The organism is Brevibacillus sp. FW301-21C12A, from assembly GCF_058788915.1.
Map to the genome: position 1 here is coordinate 59,074 of NZ_JBYTBG010000021.1, position 23,704 is coordinate 82,777.

At 51.6% G+C, this 23,704-nt stretch carries 18 protein-coding genes; 7 read left to right on the forward strand and 11 right to left on the reverse strand.

The genetic code is table 11. From position 1 onward, the window contains the following. Window positions 1-9 precede the first annotated feature (9 nt). The 9 genes from AC3WQH_RS14600 to AC3WQH_RS14640 all read right to left on the reverse strand — a co-directional run bounded on the left by AC3WQH_RS14600 (window position 10) and on the right by AC3WQH_RS14640 (window position 9,573). Complete coding sequence (locus AC3WQH_RS14600) at window positions 10-669, reverse strand: PilN domain-containing protein (protein ID WP_005830874.1); 660 nt, start codon at window positions 667-669, stop codon at window positions 10-12. Between the two features lie 6 nt (window positions 670-675). Next, entirely contained in the window at window positions 676-1,722 is a 1,047-nt protein-coding gene (pilM, locus tag AC3WQH_RS14605; protein WP_005830877.1) for a type IV pilus biogenesis protein PilM, read from the reverse strand. A gap of 105 nt (window positions 1,723-1,827) precedes the next feature. Continuing rightward, on the reverse strand, window positions 1,828-2,589 hold the full coding sequence (locus tag AC3WQH_RS14610) for a prepilin peptidase (RefSeq protein ID WP_007780131.1): 762 nt from the start codon (window positions 2,587-2,589) through the stop codon (window positions 1,828-1,830). 117 nt (window positions 2,590-2,706) lie between these two features. After that, complete coding sequence (locus AC3WQH_RS14615) at window positions 2,707-3,180, reverse strand: prepilin-type N-terminal cleavage/methylation domain-containing protein (RefSeq protein WP_005830881.1); 474 nt, start codon at window positions 3,178-3,180, stop codon at window positions 2,707-2,709. A gap of 22 nt (window positions 3,181-3,202) precedes the next feature. Further along, window positions 3,203-4,411, reverse strand: a complete 1,209-nt coding sequence (locus tag AC3WQH_RS14620) for a type II secretion system F family protein (RefSeq protein WP_005830883.1) — start codon at window positions 4,409-4,411, stop codon at window positions 3,203-3,205. After that, window positions 4,411-5,454: a type IV pilus twitching motility protein PilT gene (locus AC3WQH_RS14625; protein WP_005830885.1), complete on the reverse strand. Its 1,044-nt coding sequence runs from the start codon at window positions 5,452-5,454 to the stop codon at window positions 4,411-4,413. The genes AC3WQH_RS14620 and AC3WQH_RS14625 overlap by 1 nt, the downstream gene beginning before the upstream one ends. A gap of 31 nt (window positions 5,455-5,485) precedes the next feature. Next, a complete protein-coding gene (locus AC3WQH_RS14630) occupies window positions 5,486-7,144 on the reverse strand; it encodes a GspE/PulE family protein (RefSeq protein ID WP_005830887.1) in 1,659 nt (552 codons plus the stop codon). Window positions 7,145-7,177: 33 nt separating this feature from the next. Next, complete coding sequence (locus tag AC3WQH_RS14635; protein WP_005830889.1) at window positions 7,178-8,761, reverse strand: VanW family protein; 1,584 nt, start codon at window positions 8,759-8,761, stop codon at window positions 7,178-7,180. Window positions 8,762-8,784: 23 nt separating this feature from the next. Further along, window positions 8,785-9,573, reverse strand: coding sequence for a glycosyltransferase family protein (locus tag AC3WQH_RS14640; protein WP_039971091.1), 789 nt, complete (start codon window positions 9,571-9,573; stop codon window positions 8,785-8,787). 178 nt (window positions 9,574-9,751) lie between these two features. Between AC3WQH_RS14640 and AC3WQH_RS14645 the strand changes: the two genes are divergently transcribed. From AC3WQH_RS14645 to AC3WQH_RS14655, 3 genes are read left to right on the forward strand one after another with little or no spacing between them, the layout of a single operon-like run. Next, on the forward strand, window positions 9,752-10,270 hold the full coding sequence (locus AC3WQH_RS14645) for a type IV pilus modification PilV family protein (protein WP_005830893.1): 519 nt from the start codon (window positions 9,752-9,754) through the stop codon (window positions 10,268-10,270). Further along, window positions 10,267-11,040, forward strand: a complete 774-nt coding sequence (locus AC3WQH_RS14650) for a PilW family protein (protein ID WP_005830895.1) — start codon at window positions 10,267-10,269, stop codon at window positions 11,038-11,040. The genes AC3WQH_RS14645 and AC3WQH_RS14650 overlap by 4 nt, the downstream gene beginning before the upstream one ends. Window positions 11,041-11,044: 4 nt before the next feature. Beyond that, the gene (locus AC3WQH_RS14655; protein ID WP_005830897.1) at window positions 11,045-12,946 is read left to right on the forward strand and encodes a hypothetical protein; all 1,902 of its coding nucleotides are present in this window, start codon (window positions 11,045-11,047) and stop codon (window positions 12,944-12,946) included. Between the two features lie 69 nt (window positions 12,947-13,015). Here the strand turns inward: AC3WQH_RS14655 and AC3WQH_RS14660 are convergent, their stop codons facing one another. Beyond that, on the reverse strand, window positions 13,016-17,362 hold the full coding sequence (locus AC3WQH_RS14660; protein ID WP_081592050.1) for an Ig-like domain-containing protein: 4,347 nt from the start codon (window positions 17,360-17,362) through the stop codon (window positions 13,016-13,018). 280 nt (window positions 17,363-17,642) lie between these two features. On the opposite strand from AC3WQH_RS14660, the gene AC3WQH_RS14665 reads away from it, so the two are divergent. After that, window positions 17,643-18,773: an NAD(P)/FAD-dependent oxidoreductase gene (locus AC3WQH_RS14665; protein WP_005830901.1), complete on the forward strand. Its 1,131-nt coding sequence runs from the start codon at window positions 17,643-17,645 to the stop codon at window positions 18,771-18,773. A 449-nt stretch (window positions 18,774-19,222) separates the two neighbouring features. On the opposite strand, the gene AC3WQH_RS14670 is transcribed toward AC3WQH_RS14665, so the two are convergent. Then, complete coding sequence (locus AC3WQH_RS14670; protein WP_005830902.1) at window positions 19,223-19,714, reverse strand: GNAT family N-acetyltransferase; 492 nt, start codon at window positions 19,712-19,714, stop codon at window positions 19,223-19,225. A gap of 1,366 nt (window positions 19,715-21,080) precedes the next feature. Here AC3WQH_RS14670 and AC3WQH_RS14675 point away from each other — a divergent pair. The 3 genes from AC3WQH_RS14675 to AC3WQH_RS14685 all read left to right on the forward strand — a co-directional run bounded on the left by AC3WQH_RS14675 (window position 21,081) and on the right by AC3WQH_RS14685 (window position 23,093). Further along, a complete protein-coding gene (locus tag AC3WQH_RS14675) occupies window positions 21,081-21,452 on the forward strand; it encodes a helix-turn-helix domain-containing protein (RefSeq protein WP_241752897.1) in 372 nt (123 codons plus the stop codon). Beyond that, window positions 21,431-22,327 (forward strand): DNA-binding protein, encoded by an 897-nt coding sequence (locus tag AC3WQH_RS14680; RefSeq protein ID WP_241752898.1) that lies wholly within the window; start codon window positions 21,431-21,433, stop codon window positions 22,325-22,327. The genes AC3WQH_RS14675 and AC3WQH_RS14680 overlap by 22 nt, the downstream gene beginning before the upstream one ends. 625 nt (window positions 22,328-22,952) lie before the next feature. Continuing rightward, window positions 22,953-23,093: an aspartyl-phosphate phosphatase Spo0E family protein gene (locus AC3WQH_RS14685; protein WP_081414809.1), complete on the forward strand. Its 141-nt coding sequence runs from the start codon at window positions 22,953-22,955 to the stop codon at window positions 23,091-23,093. Window positions 23,094-23,704 lie beyond the last annotated feature (611 nt).

Here is a 23,704-nt window from a genome sequence, read left to right on the forward strand (position 1 = left end):
CCCCTCCTCTTACTTCTTCACTTCGGCTTTTCCTGTTGCGGCAGCTTGCTCCTTGGCAACCAGCTCTTGCAAATCAACAGTAATCGCCTTTATTTTCAGGGAAGCAGTATAGCGAGGGAGCAGCTTTCCGCCAACGGTGCTCAAAATGGCCGACAGAGGTTTTCCCTGGTCATCTACAGGGCCTTGCCATTTGATTTCTCTCGCCTTGATGCTGGTAACTTCCGCTTTCACGACGTAGGGAGAGGCTTGCAAATTGTGGAGGTACGCAGCAACATCTTCGTACTGCTCAAAGCTGCCTTCCAGTTCAATGCTGCCACTCAAGCTATACTTGATGCTGTCCAGGCGGCCATGCTCGGGCAAAGCGTGCGCTATCTCGTCCATGAGCAGGTTCGTCGGCAAAAACAACTGCTGCATCCGCTCGGAAAAAAGCACATACTGATCCAGCGAGTCGTCCGCTTGCACGGCTACCGCCTGTTTTTGCAGGGCAGCAATCGCCGTTTCCTTCATTTTGATTTCCTGTTTCAAGAGAGTGACCGACTCATTCGTTGAGCCATACGTGAGCCAGAGAAAGCTGGCAGCAGCTACCCACGTCAAGCCGATTCCTGACAATACGATATGCGAGGCGGTAAATAACCGCTTCTTTCGCGGAAGCAGATTTATCGTAACCAATAGCCCTCAACCTCTCAAAGATAATCCCAGCGCCACAGAGAAGGCTTGCAGCATTGCCTGGTTTGCCCCTACGTGCTCAATGTGCTCTAGCGGCAACGGCGCTATCTTCAACTGAGGAAGTCGCTCGCGCAAAAACCTGACCATTTTATCCAGGTCGGGAAAGTCGCCTGTGAGGTACATCGTGTCCAGCTTGACTATCCCGTTTTTCAAGGAGAACTGGTAAAAGTTAATTACCCGTTCCAGCTCTCGTGCCAACTCCTCCGCAAAGTTGGAAAAGGCGCTGCGGCGTTCAAGGAATTGCAGCAGCTCTTTGGTCGACGGCTCGTTCTCGTCTGCACTGTTCTTGTAATTTTCCAGGTCAAGTGGAATATTGCGCAAAAACTCCGGAATATCTCCTTCAAAAATGCCGACATTGATGGAGCGTACCCCGAGCTGCACCACGAGCATGTTCCGGCTCAGCTCCATCCCGCCACTGGTCAGAAGCCGATGCAACGCCAACGGCTCGATATCAACCGAAGTCGCCTCCAAACGGAGCACCTTCAAAAGCGACAAATACTGGTCAATCAGCTCACCCGGCGCCGCAATGACCAGATACTGCTCCTCCTCTCCCGAGCCGAGCTTTTCGGCGGAGAATTGGTTGGGAAGCGCCCACACATTGTTTTTCGGCAGCTTGTAATAGTCAAAATAAGGACGGGAAAACGGCAAGTGAACGGATGATTCCAGCTCGATCTCGATCAAGGGGCGAACTTCCTTATCCGGCACTCGCGGCAAAGCGATCTTCCTGATGACGACAAACGAGCTCGGTACGGCAAGGCACACCTTGTTCCCGCTCAATAGTAACTGATTTTTGGCTGCGGACAGTTGCTGCTCCAGCGCCTGCTGGTTCATAATCTTCCCGCCGACAAGCAAACCTCGCTCCAACGGAATCATGCCCATCTGGTGGACCTGGACAGCTCCTGCGTTCTGCGACGTTTCGACGACGCGAATCCCGTCATCTTCTATCGTAATGCCAATTCTCTTTTTGGACGGGAGAAACGGCAGATGGACCCCCATTCGACTCCACCCTTTCTATTGATGCTAGGAAATGCATTTCTTGTTTTCTACTAAATTAGACAAAGCTCGCCTCCACCCTGCCGTAAATAGTGGCAGACCGATGGCTTAATAAAAAGATAAATACCAGTCCACGATAGCCGAACCGTATAAATAGGCGGTGACGGCTCCCAGCGCAATAAACGGCCCAAACGGAATCATCGACTTGCGCGTCGCCCTGCGAATCGCCAGCAGAAACAGTCCATACAAGGCGCCAAAGGCCGAGGAGAGAAACACGGTCAAAAACAACAGCGTCGGCGACAGAAACATCCCGATCACAGCAAACAGCTTGGTATCGCCGCCCCCCATCCCGCCACGCGTGATGACTGCAAGCAGAAAAAAGAACAAAAACCCTGCCGCCATCCCGATCAAATGCGCTACATAGCTGGCATCGCCATAGGGCCAAAAAAAGCGCATGACGAGAAAAAGCAAAAAGAACAGCAGCAGCACTTTATTCGGGATCAGCCGATACGTCAAATCCGCCACCGTGATGATCGACAGCAGGGAGACAAACAACATCCCGAGCAACGTCTCCCAGGTCAGATCGTACCGCAAATAGACAAGGACAAAACCAAGCCCCGTCAAGCCCTCCATCACCGGATAGAGCGGAGAAATCGCCGTCTTGCAGCCCTTGCATCTTCCTTTTGCGAGAAGATAGGAAATAACCGGGATTAATTCTCCGGGCAATAACCGCCGCTTACAGGTCGGACAATGCGACGGCGGGTAAATGATGGACTGTTTTTTTGGCACTCGCAGCCCAACTACGTTGTAGAAGGAGCCAAAGAGGAGGCCGAGGAGGAAGAAGCTTATGGAGAGTGGTAGTTGGAGCATTTCTTCACCTCTAGGTTGGAAGTCGTGTCGGGCATGTGTTAGCGAGCAAGCTGCCAACTGCTTCTAAGCTGCAAAAAACTTCCTTCTCGATATTTGAGAAGGAAGTTGTCTAATGAATTACTGTGCTCCGTCTTCAGTGCCATCTCCATCCAAATCCACTACTGCTCTCGTTAAGTCTTGTGACTCCTCATTGTTAATAAATGGATGAGTACGCCCTGGAGCAGTCAAAGTCACGTGGTATGTCAGTGTATTATTTGTAGCATTTCGTGCTACCACCACATTGCTAGTATCTGCATAGTTTCCATTGTCACCCGGCACACGAATATCTTGAATGAGCCCCCAATCCCGAAGTTCAGCTAACGTGAATTTACGATCATCGTCAGTAGTCCCTAATTGATTGGTTGTTATCCTCATTTTTGTTGCATCAATTAACATTCTGGCGTTGGCCACATGAGCATCGCGGCGGGAATTTTCAATAATATTTCCAATCGAAGGAACTGCAATCGCCGCAATAATTCCAATAATCACAATCACGGCCAACAGCTCGATCAGTGTAAGGCCACGCTCATTTTTTAAAATCTTTTTCAACATACAATATGTCCTCCCCCGACCATTATTTAACTTGACTGAAAATCTCAAACATCGGCACCATGATGGATAGCACGATAGTTCCCACAATTCCGGACAAACAGACGATCATAATTGGTTCGATTAGCGACTTGATTTTGTCAACAGAGTTCTCCACTTCCTTTTCGTAGAAATCTGCAACCTTGTCCAGCATCGAATCAAGCGAACCTGTCTCTTCGCCAACCGCAATCATATGGGACACCATCGGAGGGATTACCCACGATTTTTTGAACGGCTCTGACAGAGGACGACCTTGGCGCAGGCTTTCTTTCGCTTCGCCAATGGATTTGCTGATAAGCTGGTTCCCTACCACTCCCTCGACGATGTTGAGAGATTGCAGAATCGGAACCGAGCTGGCAAATAACGTAGCAAGCGTTCTGGTCATTCTTGCTACCGCGCCTTTTTGCAGCAGCTTGCCGAATATTGGTAGTTTTAACATACCATAGTCAGTGTAATATCGTCCATAAGAAGTGTTGACAAAAATTCGAAAACCGATAAACAGTGCCAAAAGTCCTAGAAAATAGAGATACCACACTTCAACCAGGCTGTTGCTAAAGCCCATGACCGCTTTCGTAATCGCCGGCAATTCCGCTTGAAAGCCTGCAAACATATCGACAAACGTCGGCACAATGCTGACCAGCAAAAAGACCGTGACGGTGACGGACATCAAGCCTACGGTCACCGGGTACGCCATCGCCGACTTGATCTTTTCCTTTGTGTAGTAGGACTTTTCGTAAAACGTAGCCAGCCTGTCCAGTACAAGCTCCATATTCCCCGACGCCTCGCCCGCGCGCACCATGCTGATGAATAGCGGCTCAAACACCTTCGGAAACTTGGCGCACGCCTCGGACAGTTGTGTCCCTTGCTGCAAATCTACCTCGATATCCACCAAGTATTTGCGCAGCTTTTTGCTCTCGGTCTGTGCAGCGAGGATATGTACCGATTCTACGATCCCGATGCCCGCGCGAATCAGCGTGGCAAACTGGCGCAAGAAAATGACGATGTCCCTGCCTTTTACCGGGCGGGTGAGCTCGATGTTGCGGTCGAGCACGCCTTTGATCGGCTCCTGCATGTTCAGCACGAGGACGCCTTGCTGCTTCAATTCCATGATGGCAGAGTTTCTTGTATTGGCTTCGATTTTGCCCCTGACCTTTTTCCCCGTCCGCTCGCGGCCTTCGTATTGAAAAGTAGGCATTACTCCAGCACCCTCTCATTCAGGAAATACTGGGCCGCCTCCATCGTGATCGTGCCGCTTGCGATCAGCTCCTTGATCGACATCTCCAGCGTATGCATGCCCATCTCCCTGCTTGTCTGGAGAATGCTCTTGATCTGATGCACCTTTTCGCTGCGAATCAGGTTGGCGACCGCAGGGGTATTGACGAGAATCTCCGTCGCCACCGTCCTGCCACCGCCTACCTTCGGAAAAAGGCGCTGCGAGATGATGCCGACCAGGACGGAAGCGAGCTGTGTCCGCATTTGCGGCTGTTGGCTGCCGGGGAAAACGTCAATAATCCGGTCGATGGTCTGCGGTGCGTCTGACGTATGCAGCGTCGCGAGCACCAAATGTCCGGTCTCCGCCGCCGTAATCGCGGTGCTGATCGTCTCCAGATCGCGCATCTCGCCGACGAGAATCACGTCAGGGTCCTGGCGCAGCGCGGCCCGCAGCCCGCTGGCAAAATCTTTTGTATCAAAGCCGATCTCGCGCTGGTTCACGATGGAGAGCTGATGCTTGTGCAAATACTCGATCGGGTCCTCCAACGTAATCACGTGCTTTCTCATCGTGCGGTTGATATAGTCGATCATCGCGGCAAGCGTGGTCGATTTCCCGCTGCCTGTCGGACCTGTTACCAGCAGCAGTCCCTGGGGCTTTTGCGAGAATTTCCGCAAAATCTCCGGCATACAGAGCGATTCAATGGTCGGCACCGATGTCGGAATGACCCGAGCCACGATCCCTGTGCAGCCGCGCTGCTGATACGCGTTCACCCGAAAACGGGACACCCCTGCCAGGCCGTAAGAGAAATCCAGCTCGCCTTTTTCCTGGAACTTGTGGTACATGTGCTCCTGGATCAAGGTCCGCGCCATCGACTCGGTGTCTTCCGGAGTGAGCGGCGGCAAATCCAGCCGCTTCAGCTCGCCGTCAATCCGAAAGACAGGCGACGTCCCTACCGATATGTGCAGGTCGGATGCTCTTTTTTCAAAGGCGTACTTCAGCAGCTTGTTAATATCGACACTAGACACGCTTCATCCTCCCTCTTCCTGACGTCGGCCGTCACTGGCTGACCGATATCCGATAAATTTCTTCCATGGTGGTGATGCCCTGCTTTACTTTGAGCAGGCCATCGTCGAACAGCAGGACCATCCCGTTTTTCATCGCATACTTTTTGTACTCGTGGGACGGGAGGTTTTGAATCAGCATCGAGCGGATCGTGTCGTCGATCTTGAACACCTCGTGAACGGCGATCCTGCCTCGGTATCCGGTCATTTGACAGCTTGCGCAGCCTTTTCCCCTCCATAATGTTTCCACGTTCAACCCTTTTTGGGCAAACAACTTCTTCTCCTGTTCGGACGCCTGGTATTCCTGCTTGCAGTCCTTGCAGATGCGGCGGACGAGCCGCTGCGCGAGTACGCCGTGCACCGAAGAAGCGATCAAAAACGACGGAATGCCCATGTCCACGAGACGGGTAATGCTGCTGACCGCGTCGTTGGTATGCAGCGTGCTGAACACCGAGTGCCCGGTGAGCGCGGCGCGGATGGCGATTTCGGCCGTCTCCCTGTCGCGAATCTCCCCGACCATGATGATGTCCGGGTCCTGGCGCAAAATCGAGCGCAGCGCGGAAGCGAAGCTCATCCCGATATTTTCGTTGACCTGCACCTGGTTGATCCCGTCAAGCTGATACTCGACAGGGTCCTCGACGGTAATGATGTTGACATGCTCTGAGTTCAAATGGTTGAGCGCCGAGTACAACGTCGTCGATTTCCCGCTTCCCGTCGGGCCCGTCACCAGTACGATCCCGTTGGACATCGTAACCAGCTCTTGAAACATCGCCAGATTGCGCTTCGACAAGCCGAGCTGGCTCATCTCCACCAGAGCGTTGGTCAGGTCCAGCAGACGCATGACGATTTTTTCCCCGTAGATGGTAGGCAAAGTCGACATCCGGATATCAATTTCCTTGAAGTCTACATTCATCTGCACCCGGCCATCCTGCGGCATCCTGCGTTCGGCGATGTTCAGATTCGCCATGATTTTCAGCCGGGCCGTCAGCATCCCCTGCATGTGCCGCGGCAAGACCCGCTCCGTTCGCATCAGACCATCGATGCGGAAACGGACGCGGATGCCGTCTTCCATCGGCTCGATATGGATGTCGCTCGCCCGAAGCTGGACAGCCTGCTCAAACATTTGGTTGACCAGGCGAACAATCGGCGAATTGTCGTCAAAAATCCGCGCTTCTTCCAAATCCTCCGGCACTTCGATGCCTTCCATCAGCTCCTGCACAGAGCCTTGCATGCTGTACATTCGCGAGATGGCGCGCTGAATCTCGTCCCGGGTCGCGATCACCACGTTAATGACAAAACCCGTGCTCATCCTCAGCTCGTCAATTGCGTAGTAATCAAGCGGGTCAACCATCGCGACAGTCAGCTTGTTCTCTTCTTTTTTCAACGGAACCAGCGAGTGGCGGCGAGCCAGCTCCTCTGGCACAATCGCTGACAAAGACGGATCCAGACGCATGCGAAACAGGCTGACATGGGGAATCCCCAACTGGTATTCCAGAATTTCAATCAGTTGCTGCTCGGTGATGTAGCCGCTTTGCAGCAGGTGGTCACCGAGCTTCAGCTTCGATTTTTTTTGTTCGACCAGCGCTTCCTGCAACTGGTCGGTGGTAACGATGCCGCTCTCGACCAAGATGTCGCCAAGCCTTTTGCGGGACAAGAGACTCCCCCCTCTTACGTACGGTTGCTTTGCCTAGTTTTGATAAATAATGCCGTTTACCACTTCCGTCCCGCCAGTGCTTCCGCTGTTTGCGTCAGTGGAAGGGGCGCTTGGCATCGGTATGTCTGGAGGCGGTGCAGCGGCAGGTGTTCCGCCGCCGTCATCAGCCGTTTCGGCCGGAGCCGCATCGCCTTCCTGTTGCGCCCCTGGCACAGTTGTCGCCCGCGCCTTCTTGTCTTTTTCATAAACGGGGCCAACCGCAACGACGTTGTGCAGCGGCTTGTAGTAATCCTCGGAAACCTTTTGCTTCCGGAATATCCCTTTCTCCTGCCAGCTCTGGTAAACGGCGATCGTGAAGCCCTCGCTGCCTTTGCGCTCGATGAACTCCTCGTTTGGCCCCAGCGTTTGGTCTACGCGAACAATCGTATTCGGCGACACCGTCGCGCCTTTTTCCGTAACAAGCGTCGCCACAGGCACGTCCTGCTTTGCCCCGAAAAGCGCCACTCGCACCTGATTGCTCTGCAGTGCCGCATGGATAAACAGCGGCTTCTCCGTCTGGTTGGAAAAGCGCAGATCGAGTTCTTCCCCATCGACCCGCGCTTCCAGCCCTGCACTTGTATAGGAAACAGGCCGCTGAGCCGCATGCCGCTCGATCACGGTCAGACGGTTCTGCAAAATGGTTTGGTAGAGAGCAGTCGCTGCCTGTGTCGCGGCTCCACCGAGCTGGTCCGGAACGACTTGTTCGTCGGCGAGAATCGGCTGCAGCACATAGCCGTTTTCCTGCGTGTACGGCCCTGTCGCCTTCAGGAAGGAAAACGTCTCGCCAGGCAAAACGACCGTGCCGTTCAGGCGGGAGACGAGCTGCTGCAAATTGGCAAGCCCGCTGCTCCCGGAAACAGCCATCGGCAAAGACTGCTCAGCCAGCATGTTTTTGATCGACTCCAAATCTGCTGTGCGGATTTGTGGCACGTCCTCCTGTACAGCCAGACGAAGCTCTCCCGACCAATCTGCGAGATTGGACGAGATGACTTGCTCAAAGGCGGATAAAGACTGCTCCACATTGATCCGGTAACCGACCACCTCTGGCACGATCGAGATCGTATTCCCCGAAACAGCTCCTGTCGCAGACACAGCCGGGCGCTCGATCTGTTGTCCGATGGCGTCAAGCTGTCTGGACATCTCCGCGCGATCAAAGGCAATCTTGATCGGCACATTGACAGGCGCAGAATCCCCCCACAAGCGGGAGAAAAACCCGGTCTTTTCTCGGGAGCGGGCATACGCCTCCTGCAAGGTCGCTTCTACATCAAAGCTGAGTTGCAGCTTGCTTTTGTCAATCGGGTACGCTTGTCCATCCAGTACAAAGCGAATTTCTGTATTTCGGCTGGCCTGTACGGCCTCAAGCAGCTTCTGTTTTGCTTCCTCATATGTCTGGCCGCCTACGGGAAGCGATGCGATCCTGATCTCTTCCTGGAAAATCTTCTCGCCAAAAGTGGCGCCTCCCCACTCGATCATCGAAAAAAGCGAAAGCGCCGGGATCAGGATGAGCTGGACGAAAAATATGGCAAAGAACCAAGAAAACGAATAGCGCCGTCGAGGCGAGATTTGGGTTGCGTACATACGTCAACGCCTTTCTTTATCGGTTATTCATTTGTCTGCTTGTCATCGTGGATGAAATTCCATTCATGCTCATCGGCTTTCCCGACATCTGTCCGTTCCGTTGTGTCAGGCATGGTTTTCTTTTCGGCAGGAGACTCTTCCTCGAAAAAGTAGATGATCCGATCCTCGTCTGCTTCCTCGGCCTCTATTTTTGCCGAAGGAGGCTCCAGTGCAGGCATGAACGGAATCGTCTCCGCTTCTTCCTCCTGCAAAAAGTCGTAGCTGATCGCCTCATCCTCGTCGCGGATTTCCTGCAAGCTGCCTTCCTCCTGGCTCACGGCCACTTCAGCCAAAGCCGCCTGTTCGACTTCTTCCTCCAGCTCCAGTTCCAACTCAAGGTCATGCTCAAGCTCATGCTCATGCTGGTGCTCACTCTCATGCTGCTGCTCAAGCTCACTCACTGCTGGCACGCCTTCGTCTTGCTGCTCATCCGCTGCCTCTTCCAAACTCCACGGATGCTGCCGACCCAGCTCCGCTGTCGCCGGCACAGAAAAAACAGGAGCAAATCCGCCTCTCCTTACAGGCACTGCGGACAGCTTCCATGCGCCCCACGCCAGGCAAACCGCGAGCAAAAGAAAAACGGACAGCCACAGCCACAAGCTTGTGTAAGCAATAAAGAAAGGAGAAACGGCGCCGATCAGGACCGCCCCCGCTGCTACCAGCCAGCCTTTTCGCGCAAAAGTGCGCTTCGCCCTCCGATAGAGCATCACTCCAAATAGGGCAGACAATAGAAAATAGCAGCCAATAAATATCAGGACACCTGTTGTATCCATCTTTATTTCACCCTATCCTCTCAAAAAAATATGCCATTAGACCCATTCCTTTCTCTCTAACCCGATTCGACTTTGATGTGCAAATTCCTGTTCGAAATTTTGACATTCCTGTATAATATCCTATTTTTCTCATTTCGTGTACAATAAGGTCACGAACCTTTCCAGGAGGATAACCAGGATGAAAGTACTAGATAACGAAAAAGGCTTGTCCTTGGTCGAAGTGGTCGCATCGCTTCTAATTTTTTCCATCGCCCTCCTGTTTTTGAGCCATTTTCTCGTCAGAAGCTTTGAAATCTCCGGCAATCAGGACAGTCGGCAAGTCGCCATGAACTTGGCCAGGCAGACTGTGGAAGAGTGGCGGGCCGGAAATGGCGTGATCCCAGCCGATCAGCAGCAAGGAATTTCGCTGGCAGATCAATACTTGGGCAAACCGCTTCCTTTTCACCTGCTCGCAAGCATCTGCTCCAACGAGGCACCGAATTGGCCCAACGACTTCAAGGGGATCAAGCTCGCTGACATGACCATCAACGATCGCGTCTACCAGACTTACGTGCTCCCCCGGTTTATCACAACAGAGCAAACAGCATCCCAGTCGCTCATCAGAGTCGTCGTCACAGTCTTTTCAAACGATGTGAAAGTCGCGGAGCTGGAAACATTGATAGCCAATCCAGAGATTGGGCAGGAGAATGACGCATGATAATCAGATCGCGCAAACTACCGCTAACCAAATACCTCAAGGATGAACGCGGGCTTACGCTCGTTGAGGTGCTCACCACGTCGCTCATTTTCTTTGCCATCTTGATCCCGCTGATCGGTGTGTACGTCAAAGGAGTAGAAATCTATCAAACTACTTCCTTAAAAAACACGTTGCGAAACGATACAGATTTTGTCATTGGCGACGTGATGCGCACGATCCAGGAGGCGGACTACGTCAAGCTGCCTTCTGCCTCGGCCGACCCCGAACAAGGATCAGCGGACGATACGGCAGCACGGCATATCGTCAGCGCCTCTTTTCCCGAGTTTGCCGATGCCACCAGCTCCAGCCGGGTCTATTTGCACAAGCGCTCCGTCAAAATTGATCGAGCCTCCACGAGCACGCAAACAGTGTCGCTGCTCACCAGGGAAACGTATGCTTTTGCCGCCTGTGAAACACACGGGTCAGAGATCAATCCATGCAGCCACATTCCCTTTCCGGCAGATCGTAACCAGTATATGGTAAAAGGCTTTTTCACCATGCCTCAGCAAGAAAACGACGATGCTGCCCAAAAACAGGTAGTTCTCTATCTCGTCGTTGCCCTGCGCTACGGTTCTTTCCCGCTTCCTTCCACAGAGGAGGACAGGCAAAACCACCAGCTTTTTGCCAATTGGACCGAGGTGGAGAACGCCGTCACACAAAACACGGAAAAAGCCCAGTATGTACGTGTCGTCCGTACGGAAATCGAGCTGGGCAGCGAGCAGAAGGGGTGAGTCCATGCAGATCGTCAAAGAAGAGAGGGGCGGCGCCCTTGTCATCGTCTTTTTTATCATTGTCCTGTTTACGGTCCTGGCCCTCTCGCTCGCCAGCTACACCATGCAGAGCGTAAAGCAGCGCACCTTTGCCGAGGATGAGGTGCAGGGCAAACTGCTGGCAGACGCGGGACTGGCCTATTTCCAGGAGTATTTGGAGACGCAGTTGCAGATGCCTCATTCCTTCCTGAACGGGAATGGGACGATCAGCGAGGTGCGGGATTCTTTGTCGCGCCCCACTGAGGTGCCAGTGACCCAATCCAGCGACAAGGTCATCGACCTGGTCGAGAGCATCTCCGCTACGGAACCGAATACATACAAGGAAATCCGCTTGCCGGGCATGAACGGCAGCTTCGCCATCCATACCGCCATCGAGTCGCGGATTCCCCGCGACACCGGCAGCACCAGCCAGCCGTATGTGCTGAAGCTCAAAGTGTCCGTGATCGGCATTCCCGACCGGGCGGAAAACTTGCGGAAGGTCAAGCTCACCTCGACTGTCTACGTGAATACCGTGCCTGCGCCTTTTCACTATGCGATCAGCACTCCCGGCCAACTGCGGCTTTTCGGCGGGAGCAACGTGATTGGCAACATCGCAGCCGACTCGGTTGTGACCAGCTCGCGCTATCGTTACAGCTCGTTGAAAAATACGGAGGACAGCGATCCGGCAAACGATGAGGTAGTCTGGGAGGTCGGCACAAGCGGTCCCAACTACGTGGAGGGCGAAATTTTCCTGCCGAGCCGCAGCCGCCTGATGGAAATTGCCGCTTTTCCTGCGGAGGAGCCGAGCAGCACCGCTTTTTCCGGCCCGCGAATTGCTGATCTGGAATCTGCCTTCGTCCCCAGCCCGCTGCCAGACACGGAGGAAAATGCGGTTACGCTCAGTGCTGATCCGGCCACGCCGTACATCCCCGGATATGAGCCGCCTATCGTGACCGAAAGAAATCGTCCGACAGATTCGCTGTTCATAGATGAACAAGTGGGAAGCACGGCGAAATACGTCTCCGACCGCATCCGCGAAGGAAAAGCACTCGCGACCAGCGCACAGCAAATGCCGCCTGTCGAATCGGCCAGATGGTTCAGAGACCCTGACGAAGCGGATGGCGCAGTGCCTCCTGGCTTTATCGATGCCTACGCGCCGAGCGGTGAGCTGCTCGCCATCGAATCGCCTTATCGCGATGCCAACCCGGATTTCCTGAACCTGACGGCCCGCTTCACGGGAGATTCGCTGGAAAACATTCGCCATCTGTACATCAGCGGTCCGGACGGCGAAGGAATGGCAGCGGTAGAGATGGGCAGAAGCGGCTCGTTCAAGGCGAAGCCGGACCATGAAGGCAAGCCTTTCACTTACACGGGCACGATCTACATCAAGGGCAACCTGGACATTGTCGGAGACGTGTCCATCAACGGCACGGTTTATGTCGATGGCAACGTGGTCATTCGCGAGATCCAAAATATTACGCAGCCCGGTCGGAAAAACAACCTGGTCATTATCGCGTCCGGCACGATCAGCCTCACAGACAGGTACAAAGACGAAAGCTCGATCGACAGCAAGGACATTTATCCACTCTCGGCCTTCCTGTACTCGGAGAGCGCCATGGAGATTTACTCGATCAACTCCCACAACCGGCTGATTGGCGGAATCGCCACAGGCCGCAGCGTGCGTGATGCTGTAGAAGAAGGAACCAGCTACATCGAATTGAACTCCGTGCGCGAAGACCGTGCGGAAAAGCCACCGACGCACATGTCGATTTCTTTTGACCGCAACATTTTCGAAGAGAAGACACCGGGCCTCCCGCCTGGCGACCGTTTTCACATCGACATGTACGACAAAGAGTATCCCGAAGTAGGAGATCCGATCCTGGAGTAAAAGCAAAAGTGCCAATGCGAGACAAACCCGTTCGCATTGGCACTTTCTATTTTTCATGTCAGGAAGCGGTTATTGGCGTGTACCCGTTGCCAGAACGGTGATGGTCAACTCATCTTGCGTATGCTTGATTGGGGATTCTATTTTCTTTCCTCCCTTGCGAATGGTCGTAACGGTGTATTCGACTTCTACGGTAATCTTGTATGTTTTCGTCTTCGAATTGTCCGTTTTCAGATTGAGGAACTTCTCTGCAAAAATAACGCTATGCGGGAGAGCAACCGTTGTGCCAGGTTCACCGCTTCCGACCTGCACAATCGTATATTTTGCATTTTTTACGTTGACCTTGACTCTGCCATCGACATCTACGTCTTTAAAAGAGTAGCCCAGGCGCACGTTTACCGCCCTGTTTTCCTGCACGCTTCCAGTCGAGATGACAAAGGCATACGGCGAAGTTCTTTCTTTCGGCGGTGTCAGGACAACCTGGCGAGTCGTCACATAGCCGTCGCCATTATCTGCCTTGATGATAACCGTGGTTTCCACGTACTTTCCGCCTTCCGTGCGCAGCGGAATGTCCAGGTAGTTATCATTTTTGCTGTCCATGTTGGGAATCGGCGTAAAGTCGCTTTCCGTAGGGTTAGGCGTTGTGCTGTACTTCCAGACGGTATCCTCGGTGACATGCTCTTGAGGGGTCACCTTCACAGTCCCTATGCTTTCCAGCTCCAAAACCTTCTCCGCCTCTGCCGTAAATACCGGATACTCGCTACCGCCGATCGTGATGACCTTCGACACGCTCATTTCATTAACATCCGTCGTATCTCCGTCCTCGTTAAAGTCTTGGCGCATGGCGACTACAAAGTGGTTCACGCCTGGCTTCAACGGTACGCCTTGGGCAGTGGTGCCGTTGTTGAAATCGGTCAGTTGCGTCTGGTGGTTGACATTCTTGTTATCGCTCTCGTAAACCCAGCCAAAGGTTGCATTTGGCATGATCGTTCCAGACGGCGTAGCGACAAGCTTGGCCGTCTGCGAGCTGCCCTCTCGCTCGCCCGTCGCCGTAATTTCGATTGGCGGGTTAAAGTACACTTTCCCTTCTGCTTCGTTGGAAAGCCGTCCCAGCCCGTTTTTCACCTGACCTGTAATCACCGCAGGCCCGACAAAAGGTCCGCCCAACGAGGTCTGATTTTGCTCAATCGTAAACTGGTACGTCGTTTTGAACAGGCCGTTTCCGACTTCAACCGGAGCCTTCGGTGTGCCAGGGTCTACAGAAGTACCGTTGATGCGGAAATCCGGTTGCAGCACTTCGGTTTTACTGAAGTGGATGACTTCTGCCGTAATGACTACTTCTTTTGGATACAAGCTGTTCCAGCCATCGTTAGGTGTCATGGTCAACTGCGGCTGGGACGAAACGATGACCAGGCACGTGTCCGTATATCCGCCGTCCACTGTCGTCACCGTGATCGTTGCCTGACCGCTGCCGACAGCGACGACACGCCCTACCGAGTCGACGGTCGCTACTTTTTCGTTGCTGGAGGTCCATTTCACGTCTTTGTTTTCTGCATCAGCCGGGAAGACGGTTGCCACCAGCTTCTCGGTATTGCGAGCCGGATCTTCCGCGACGAGTGTAATTTGCTCTTTATTGAGGGTGACGCCTTCCACAGCCGTGTACACATTGAAGTTCACGCTGTTGAACTTGTCCGTAATCTCCGCTTCCGTAAAATCGGTGTAATTCATCTGAGCTTGGTTGAGCGTGTACAGACCGCTTTTCGTTGCTTTCAGCTCTACGGTGAATTGCTGTTTCTCCGCACGGTACACCTTGCCGGCAGACGTATTCACGAGGTTGTACGTCACATCCTGCAACTGTCCAGCCAGTTGCTTTTTGCCTCCTGACGTAGACTGTTGCCACCCTTCGGAATTGCTGCTCACTTCAATGCCCTCCGGGTAAATTTCGTTGAAGCTGATATTTTTCAAGGTAAGCTGATTGCCAGTAACCTGATACACGTATCCCTGGAAGACGCCTGTGTAGTTGCCAGCCGCATCCTTTTTCACTTCAAAGCGGCCAAAGTTGAGGATCGGCGCCGCTGTGGAACTGCTGGTCAGCTTCGTATCGTCGACGATCGGCAGCGTAATGATCGCCTTTCGATCATACAAATATTTCAAGCCTTCATTCAGTTCGTTTTTCAGATTGCTGCCTGGCAGCGTATTGACGGTCGCACCGAGTGAAACGGATTGGGTGTAGCCTGTCTTCAACAGATTCAGGTATGCCGTGCCAGTGTTTGGACTTGCCCACGCAATCGGTCCAAAATCCCCTTTTGTCGGGTCCTGGAACGAATACGCCTGGCCGACCACATAGCTCTCCTGCGGCATCCAGATTGGACGCAGACCTGTCGACGCCAGCTCGCTGACGGGAATATCCCTAGGCTCGATGGTGTACTCGATCGCGATCGGATCGCTTTTCTTGATCCGTCCCGGATTTTCATTGAGCACTTTGCGAGACAGGGCGAGCGCAGGTGTCACTTTGTCTACGATGACTTTTCGCGTAACGGTTTGCTTGGCTCCCTTGCTGTCTTCCACCTCTACCCTGATCTCGATCTCGCCGCCGTTCGGCTTGGTATTGGCCGCCTGATAAATGACGATCGAGCCGTTACCTGTCCGATCATTGGAGTAGACCTGCTTGCCGTCGACGTAGATTTTCGTTTTCAGCATGAAGTCTTTCAAATCGTAGTCGTCCACGCGGTAGACGATATCGAACGCCTTGTCGGTGCTGCGAATGCGCTCCTTGTCATTTGGCGCAATCATCGTAATGATCGGCGCATGGTTGGCACCGATGAAGGCGCGGTACAGCGTGTTGACGAACAGCTTTTGCTCGGAATCCGGAAAGCTGCTGGAGGTGTGTCCCGTACCCGAGTAGGTGACGCCTCCCTTGGAGTAGGTGTAGTAATGGTTCCAGCTATCGTCGACGTCCCGGTTGCTGCCTGTCATGTTGTACCACGGAATGACAGTCGGATCTTCCAGGTCAAGCGTATAGTACTGGTCGTGCGTTTCCGCCACCGTGACGGATTCTCCCAAAGCAAACGGGTACTGCGTCAGCAAGCCGCTGTTGACTTGCTTGGTCGTTTTCGAACGGTTCGGCGCTCCGAAGCCCAGGTTGTGCATCGGGTCGATTTGTCCGCTAATGTCTTTGAAATACGTGAGCCAGTTGTTGCTGCTGCGGTAGATCGTATCGTGGGAAAACATGACGCCCTGGCCTGTGCGGATAAAAGATTGCACCGCTTCGGCTGCTGCTGTACTGATCGACGCGCCTTCGTTGTATGTATCCCGGAAGCCAAACACCAGCATGTCGTAGTTGCCGTTCAAGGTCTTGTAATACGTTTTGTTGAAATCACTCATCGAAACCGTATTGATCTGGAGGGCGTAATCGGTGCCGTTGTCCAGATACGCCTTCTGAATCCGCTTGTTCAAATCGCTCTCGTCATTGGAGCTGACGGTTACTTGCAGCACCCTGACGTTCACTTTTTGATCGCGGAACTGAAAAATGCCTGTCTCGTAATCTTTCAGCTTGGTCGCTTCGTCTACCAGCTCCAGCTTCCAGTAGTACAGCGTGGACAAGCCTTTTGGCAGGACGAAGGAAAGCTCGTTGACTGCGCTGTTGGCCGTAAGCGAAGTCGTGCTGACCAGCTCTTCCGGCTCATATACTCTGTCGAAGTCAGCGTCAATGTACAGATTGGCGCTCAGCCCGCGGCCGACAAAAGAAGAGTAGTTCGCCAACTTGAACGTGTAGGTGATCTTATCTCCCGGACCGTAAATGGCATGCGAGGAAAGCGTGTAATCGCTCGGCTGGGAAAGAATGGTCAAGCGCGGTCTTGTCGCTATGTTTTGCGCAATTTTTTTCGCTGCATCTGAGGCGCTGCTGGCAAAAAGGACATTTTTCTGGCTGCCACTTTTATATGGGTTAAAATGCGCTTTCAACTTGCCTGTATTTTTGGTAACGGTATCGTTGTGCAAGACTACCAGTTGGCCTTTGCTGATAAACTCCTTTTTGATCGCTTCGGCCTTCAGGTCGGTGATGTCGTTCATTTTGTTTTTTGTATCGTGCGCGTTGGCCCGATCCGTCGGGGAACTGGAGTTTTCCATGTTGCGATAGCTTACCGGATCCGTGCTGTACTTCCCGGAGCCGATGTAGATCGCATCGTATTTCCCGTCCAGCTCTTCGCGAATCGCGACGAATTTTTTCATGCTCATCGTCGTGATCGCATAGTCGGAACTGGACAAGGAAAGCTCCGAACTGCCGGAATCCGTAATCTCCAAAATCTGCTTTTTCAAGTCGTTCCCGCTATTCGCATGGCTAATCGCCTGCGGCCCCCAAGTCCCCAACGTCAGTTGAACCATGAGCAGGAACAATAGCAAAAGCCTCCATACTCTCACTTTTTCCCTCTCCTCCTTTTTCCTTTTTGGCTTGGCTTCGTATAAGCGCCAGAAGCAAAATCATGATGGTTTTGCCCTTTAGCTGTCTAGCAATCCGCCAACGACTATATTACTATCAGATTACGCCAATATTGGTACTTTTGCACTAATTATCTTTTCGACAATTACGCCTTCATCTGTTCACAAGCTTGGGTCCATGGCAGACGTACCTTTTCTTGCTCCGTTAGTTTATAGTAATAAGGAAGCCATTGTACACCCCTCATGAAAAAGGATGCGAACCATGCAAAAAATCATTGTTGTAGGTGCCGGAATTTTGGGTGCTTCGACGGCGTATCAGCTATCAAAAAGAGGCGCAGAAGTAATCATTGTGGACCGAAAACATGAAGGCCAGGCCACCGATGCAGCCGCAGGGATCATTTGCCCGTGGCTGTCGCAAAGGCGCAATCAGGCGTGGTACAAACTGGCGAAGGAAGGCGCGCGCTTTTACCCCTCGCTGATCGCCGAGCTTGAGCAGAGCGGCGAGACGAGCACCGGGTATGCCCGTGTCGGCGCTCTTAGCATTCACAAGGATACAGACAAGCTGCAGGCGCTGGAAAAGCGGGCTCTCACGCGCAAGGAAGATGCGCCGGAGCTGGGCGACGTCACCATGCTTTCCTCCGAGGAGACAAAAGCGCTTTTTCCTCCGCTCGACGAGGACTACGCCGCGGTGCATGTCACAGGAGCCGCTCGCGTGGATGGCCGCGCCCTGCGGGATGCTTTGCTGCGGGCTGCGCAAAAAAATGGAGCTGTGCTTCTATACGAGGAAGCTACCCTGGTACACAACGGAACGCGGGTAACCGGAGTGCGTGCAGGCTCTGAAACGATCACCGCCGATTCCGTCATCGTCTGTGCCGGAGCGTGGGCGAACGAAATTTTCCAGTCTCTGGGCGTCCAGTTTCAGGTTACTTTCCAAAAGGGGCAAATTGTCCATCTGGACTATCCAGACGCGAATACGGGCAACTGGCCTGTGGTGATTCCGCCCAACGATCAATATTTGCTCGCCTTCGATCAGCAAAAAATGGTCGTCGGAGCCACGCACGAAAACGACGTCGCAGGCTTCGACACGCGCGTAACGCCAGGCGGCTTGCATGAAGTGTTCACAAAAGCGCTGGACATCGCCCCCAGGCTTGCCGACAGCACGTTCGTGGAAGCGCGGGTAGGCTTTCGCCCGTTCACGCCGGGATTTCTTCCCGTCCTCGGCCCGCTCCCCGGCTGGGAAGGCATTTTCGTCGCCAATGGCCTCGGCGCGTCCGGCCTGACAATGGGGCCTTACGTCGGTTATCAGATGGCCAAGCTTGCCCTAGGACTGGACATGGATATTCAGTTGGAGCATTACGCTGTGTCAGGCGCGATTGTTGCTGAATGTGAATGAGTTTGGAAAAGCGAGGTCTTGTCCCTTTTTGGGGTGGGGCCTTGTTTTTGTTTTCGGTTTTTTTGTCGGTTGTGTTGTCGGTTTGTTTTCGTTGCGGTTGTCGTGTATAGAGCGAGTGAAAGTCGTTGTAGCTCGGCTTAGCAAGCGGATTTTGTATGGTAGAGAGGCAAAACTGAATGGATTGCGCTTTTAGGGCCGGGCTTGGCTTTTGGTCGATTGTTTCCGGTGTGATGGCTAGTGTCCAGGCTGGCGGTTGTATTCGTGTGAATGCGTAGCAAGCATGCCGGAGCTGAGATGAGTGCTGTCGAAGAAGGAGAACTGCGAGTTGCAGGAACAAACAGAGTGTGAAAAGAGCCGGGAGCCCTTTACCAATGCGGGTTTCCGGCTTGTTTTTCGTGTGCAGCTCCGCTGTCTGCTGGCGCTGTAGTAGCGTATAGCGTAGCTAGCGATTATTGCGGGTCATTTGGCAGCGGCAAACAGAAAACAAATTGCTCGCCGAGCGGCCCCATTCTTCTGCGCCCGGTATCTGCAAAGCCCGCTGCCACATACAGCCGCTGGGCAGGGATGTTTTTATGGTTCACTGCCAAAACAATTTCCGTACAGGCAGGAAACTCGGTACGGATAAATGCCGGCAAGAGAAGCATTCCTTGCTTTGCATAGCCTTTGCCTTGTTGTGCATGGTTAATGGAAAAGGAAGTGAGCAGCATCGCGTCGGGGTTCGCGGAATACTCCTTTACCCGCTCCGTGGAATGGAGCAAGAAGAAGCCTACGGGTTCCTTTTCGCTTACAATCACAATCGGGTATTGGCCTTCTGTTACCGCGAGAGTCTCGACAGGCAATGATGTAAACTGTCCCTGTTCTTCGGGGAGTTCAAACGAGCGCAGCGCTGGCAAGTGAGCGGGAGAATAGTGCGTCAATTTAACGTGGACGGGTTTGTTCATTGGGGGAGCACCTGCTTTTTATTTTTATAGTAGCATAGGAACGTACGTTTGTCATTACAGATAGATATAGCGTAGTTGTAGGAATGAGGGTGGGGTGTATGGGGGATGGTCTTACGGATAGTAACGGTTCGCTCCCTATATTTGGATCAGTCCGGGATAGTTCCCAAAATACAACAATTGTAAAAGTGTGAATTAGGGCATTTTGCTTACTTTCCAGTTGTTTTAGCGCTCCATACTGCCTTCTTGAAAGTCAGCGCGTGGCTCTTTGTTTTTTCTTAAATAGATCCACGAGGACGATCAAAGCCAGAATCAAAACGGAGTGCACGAAAGGCTTCAGGATGCTGGGGTCGTCGTAAATAAAGTAGGCCACTATAAAGTTAAGGGCAAACGTGATGAAGTATCCGAACATTTGGTCACCTCGTTTCGGAACTGGGGTTTTGGTTGGGCGGATTTTTTAATGTTGGGCTTTGCGGTTTGTTCAGTATGAGTTTAATTTTTTCGTAGGCTTATTTTGTGGGTTTAGGGTGTTCTAGGCAGTTGCCATTTTGTCGTAAGAACTTGGTTCGTTGTGGCAGTTCACTCGTGTTCGGGTTCGTAATGTACAGAAGCGAAAAAAGCAGAACAGTCTGTGTTAGAGCGGTTTCAGTCCCTTTGTTTCTCGGGGTCTTAATGTAACGTGACCTCATCGGTTTTTACCCTGAGTTTTCAGCGTGTTTCAGTCCCCTCGTACCTCGGGTCCTCAATGTAACCGACCTTGGTCGGCATGAACAAACTCAGTAATGCCAAGGCTTTGCTTGTAGTCAAAGTCCTCAACATTCCGCACTTTTTTCGAGGATTACCTTTCTGTCCAAAAACAGGCCCCATCCTCGAAAACACTTTCTCTCCATTTATTTTCCGGCTGAGTCCTATCATTAGTATTCACTTGCAGGGGTATAATCATGTGCTCTCACGACTATAATAAATCATTTGCCTCATTTTTATAATACCTCTCCCTCGTTTCCTGCCGAAATCACGACAAAATATCTTTTGTCCACAAAAAGACGCACCTCACTTCTCCCCCTTCCTTTCGGCAGACATCCCCATCGCCCAGCATGACGCCGAAGGTTCTTCCTGTTTCCTCAGAATCTTCTTGCTCACTCTCATCTGCGTATCTATTGCTCTTGGAGAAACAAGACCCCATCGGGACTTTTCCCCTCAAGCTCAGTGCCATACTACTCGCAGCCTGGTTAAAAAACTTCTCGTTACCGAGATGCCAGTTTCCCTTGACTCAGCACTGTACAGTAAACTAAAGTGGAATTTGGATTTATCAATATTTACCAGAAACAAAATTCGCCCACGCAAAACTTTTTCGATTAGGAGGTATTCTATGAGGCTGCAAGAACCGTTGCAACGTTCGTTGCGGTCAGAGATAGAAAAAATCCAAAAGCAATACGGCTACACCCTAAGCAAACTCAGTGCGCTGTCGGGAATCAATCACGGGCATCTCAGCGATATTTTACGGGGCAATCGCGCGATGACGATAAGACAGTTGGATGCCTTGGCTACCGCATTTGAACAGCCTCCCGGATGGCTGTATGAATTGTACCCCGACGAGTGCTTTGCCAAAGAAAGAGTCTCGCGGCCGAGGGTGATCCCGTATTTGATCCGGTGTGCTGAGATTGGGCGGCAGGATTGCATTCAACCGATCGTTTCTAAACTGCTGGATGAGCAAAAAATGTGGATATCCTCTTTTCAGTAGGAGAACGCCTCTTTGAAGCGGGGAAGCGCAAGGAATCCATTCCTTTTTACCAGCTCGTGATTGAAAATGAAAAGGATAGCCATTCAGAACGCTTTTCGCTCAGTCAGTACAGATTGTTTCGTGCAACGCTAGGAGCGAATGCCGAAGACAACTGGAAAGCCGTCATCCGATTTGAACCTTATCGAAATCGCCTGCCAGAAAATTATCAGTTGGACGGGTTGCTTCAGTTGGCGAATGTATCTTTTGTTTTGCAAAGGTGGAGCGATATGGAAAAGTATGCAGACGAGCTCCGCTTACTGGCCTCGAAGGTTTACGAGCATGAATGGCGCAAACGGAAAAACGCCAAGACGTGTGAGCCGCTCAAGACCGAGCGTCATCTGGTTGTGTATTACGGTCAAGGCTTTCTGCTGAAAGGAGCTGCCTTGCAGATGCAAGGGCTGTATGGTGAAGCGAAAAAGTATGTGCAGGGCTATGCTGACCTTGACTGGTTTGAACTCCTTGATGATACAGGGCGAATGGAGGTAGAGAAGTTCAAGACGTGGGCAAAAGCCAATATGTACACGTATGATTTACTGATGGGGGATACCCAAGTCTTGCCCGAGTATTTGGATTTTTTAGACAAACACCCTGCGGAAATACCAGCCGGACTTTTGACGATCATGGAAGCTGCCAGCAAATTCGACCTTTCTATCGATCATGTTTTAGAGCGGTATTCTGCGGAAATCGAACGCTTTTATGAACATCAGGATCAGATTAATAAGGGAAGACATTATAACTTCCGGTATTTTAAAATCGCATATGAATTGAAGCGCGGCCGCATGAACAAAGCACTCGACGAAATTTTATGCTGCATGGACCTTGCCGACTTGTGCTAGATTTTGGTTAATGTATCGGTCCTCTGCGACGTGTCCAAACCACTCCGCAAAGCAGTACTTGCTTTGCTTGGCAGTTCAAAAACGAAATAGCCTGAGATAAAAGCCAGCATTTGTGTAAACGTGCTGGCTTTTATATTTCCTTATTTTCTCTAAACCGAATTTTTTGGAGAGTGCTGTATAGTAGAATTGCCCTTCCCTTACACAAAAAGGAAGGTATCACCGAGAAATTTCCGATTAACCAGATCTTTTCCCGATTAAACTGGAACAAATCACTTTTAATCTCTCCATAAAGACAGGTGTATGATTCAAGTGAACAAAAAAAGGAAAAATGAAGAAGACTGTGAATGCTAATCAAAAAGTTGACCATTTTTGGAGCAAACGCTCATCTTCGAGTTGACCACCTACGATGCTTTTTTTCACACAAAGTAGCATTTTATTTCCTGCACCAAGGATCGTCAAGGATAAAGGGTAAACCCCTTGCTACGCAAGCCCTTGACGATCCTTGGCTCAGTAAAAACATTTGCAATTAGGTGTGAAAATGATGACGTGTGCTCAAACTGTCAGGTGGGTAACTTTATGATGAGCAAAGTGGTCAACATTTTGGTGAGCGTTCACAGAAGACCTATTGAATATCATCGAAGAATTACGAAGACAACTTGTTAAACTCGTTCAGGAAAAAGGATTGGACCATATAGAGGTTGTAATTCTGAGCCAGCGTCTGGATGAATATATTGTCCAGTTTCAAAGCAGTATGAATCCAAAATGATAGCGGTTACACGATTTCTCGGGAATGTAAATTTTTTTGAGTAAATGGGTTTTTAACAGGCGGATGGCAACATGAGCGGCTTTACATGTAGAGGCGGGTAGGAACACACGCGGCGTCCGCCTTACGAGGCAATATGCCTTCAATCAATCACACGCGATCTCCAGCGGCCATAAAGTGCGCTTTGTCGTCTGAACGTCGATGCCCAAGCAGATGCTCTGGATATCGTTCTGCTGCTCTACGGCTCTTTGTAGTTGCCTTCTCATGTTACTCGCACTCAAGACGGAACTTATGCTCATATCGTGAACATTAAGTAAAACATGCAACTATATACGAATTTACTGCGACAAGAATTGTCGAAATTTGTAAACAAAAAATAATTTACAATTATGGTATTCATTCCTATATTCTATATGTGTTTAACAAGTTATTCCAGGAGTGAACATAATGGTAAAGAACATCTCTATTCGCGATTACACACCTAGTAGAAGCAACACGGATCAAACTGCAAAAGTTACTACTCCACCCAAAACATCCCCTCCCACTATAAAGTAATGTTTTCTCCTGTTTTCTCGCTCATTCTCTGTTTTTTAACTTTGACATCTTAAAGCTCT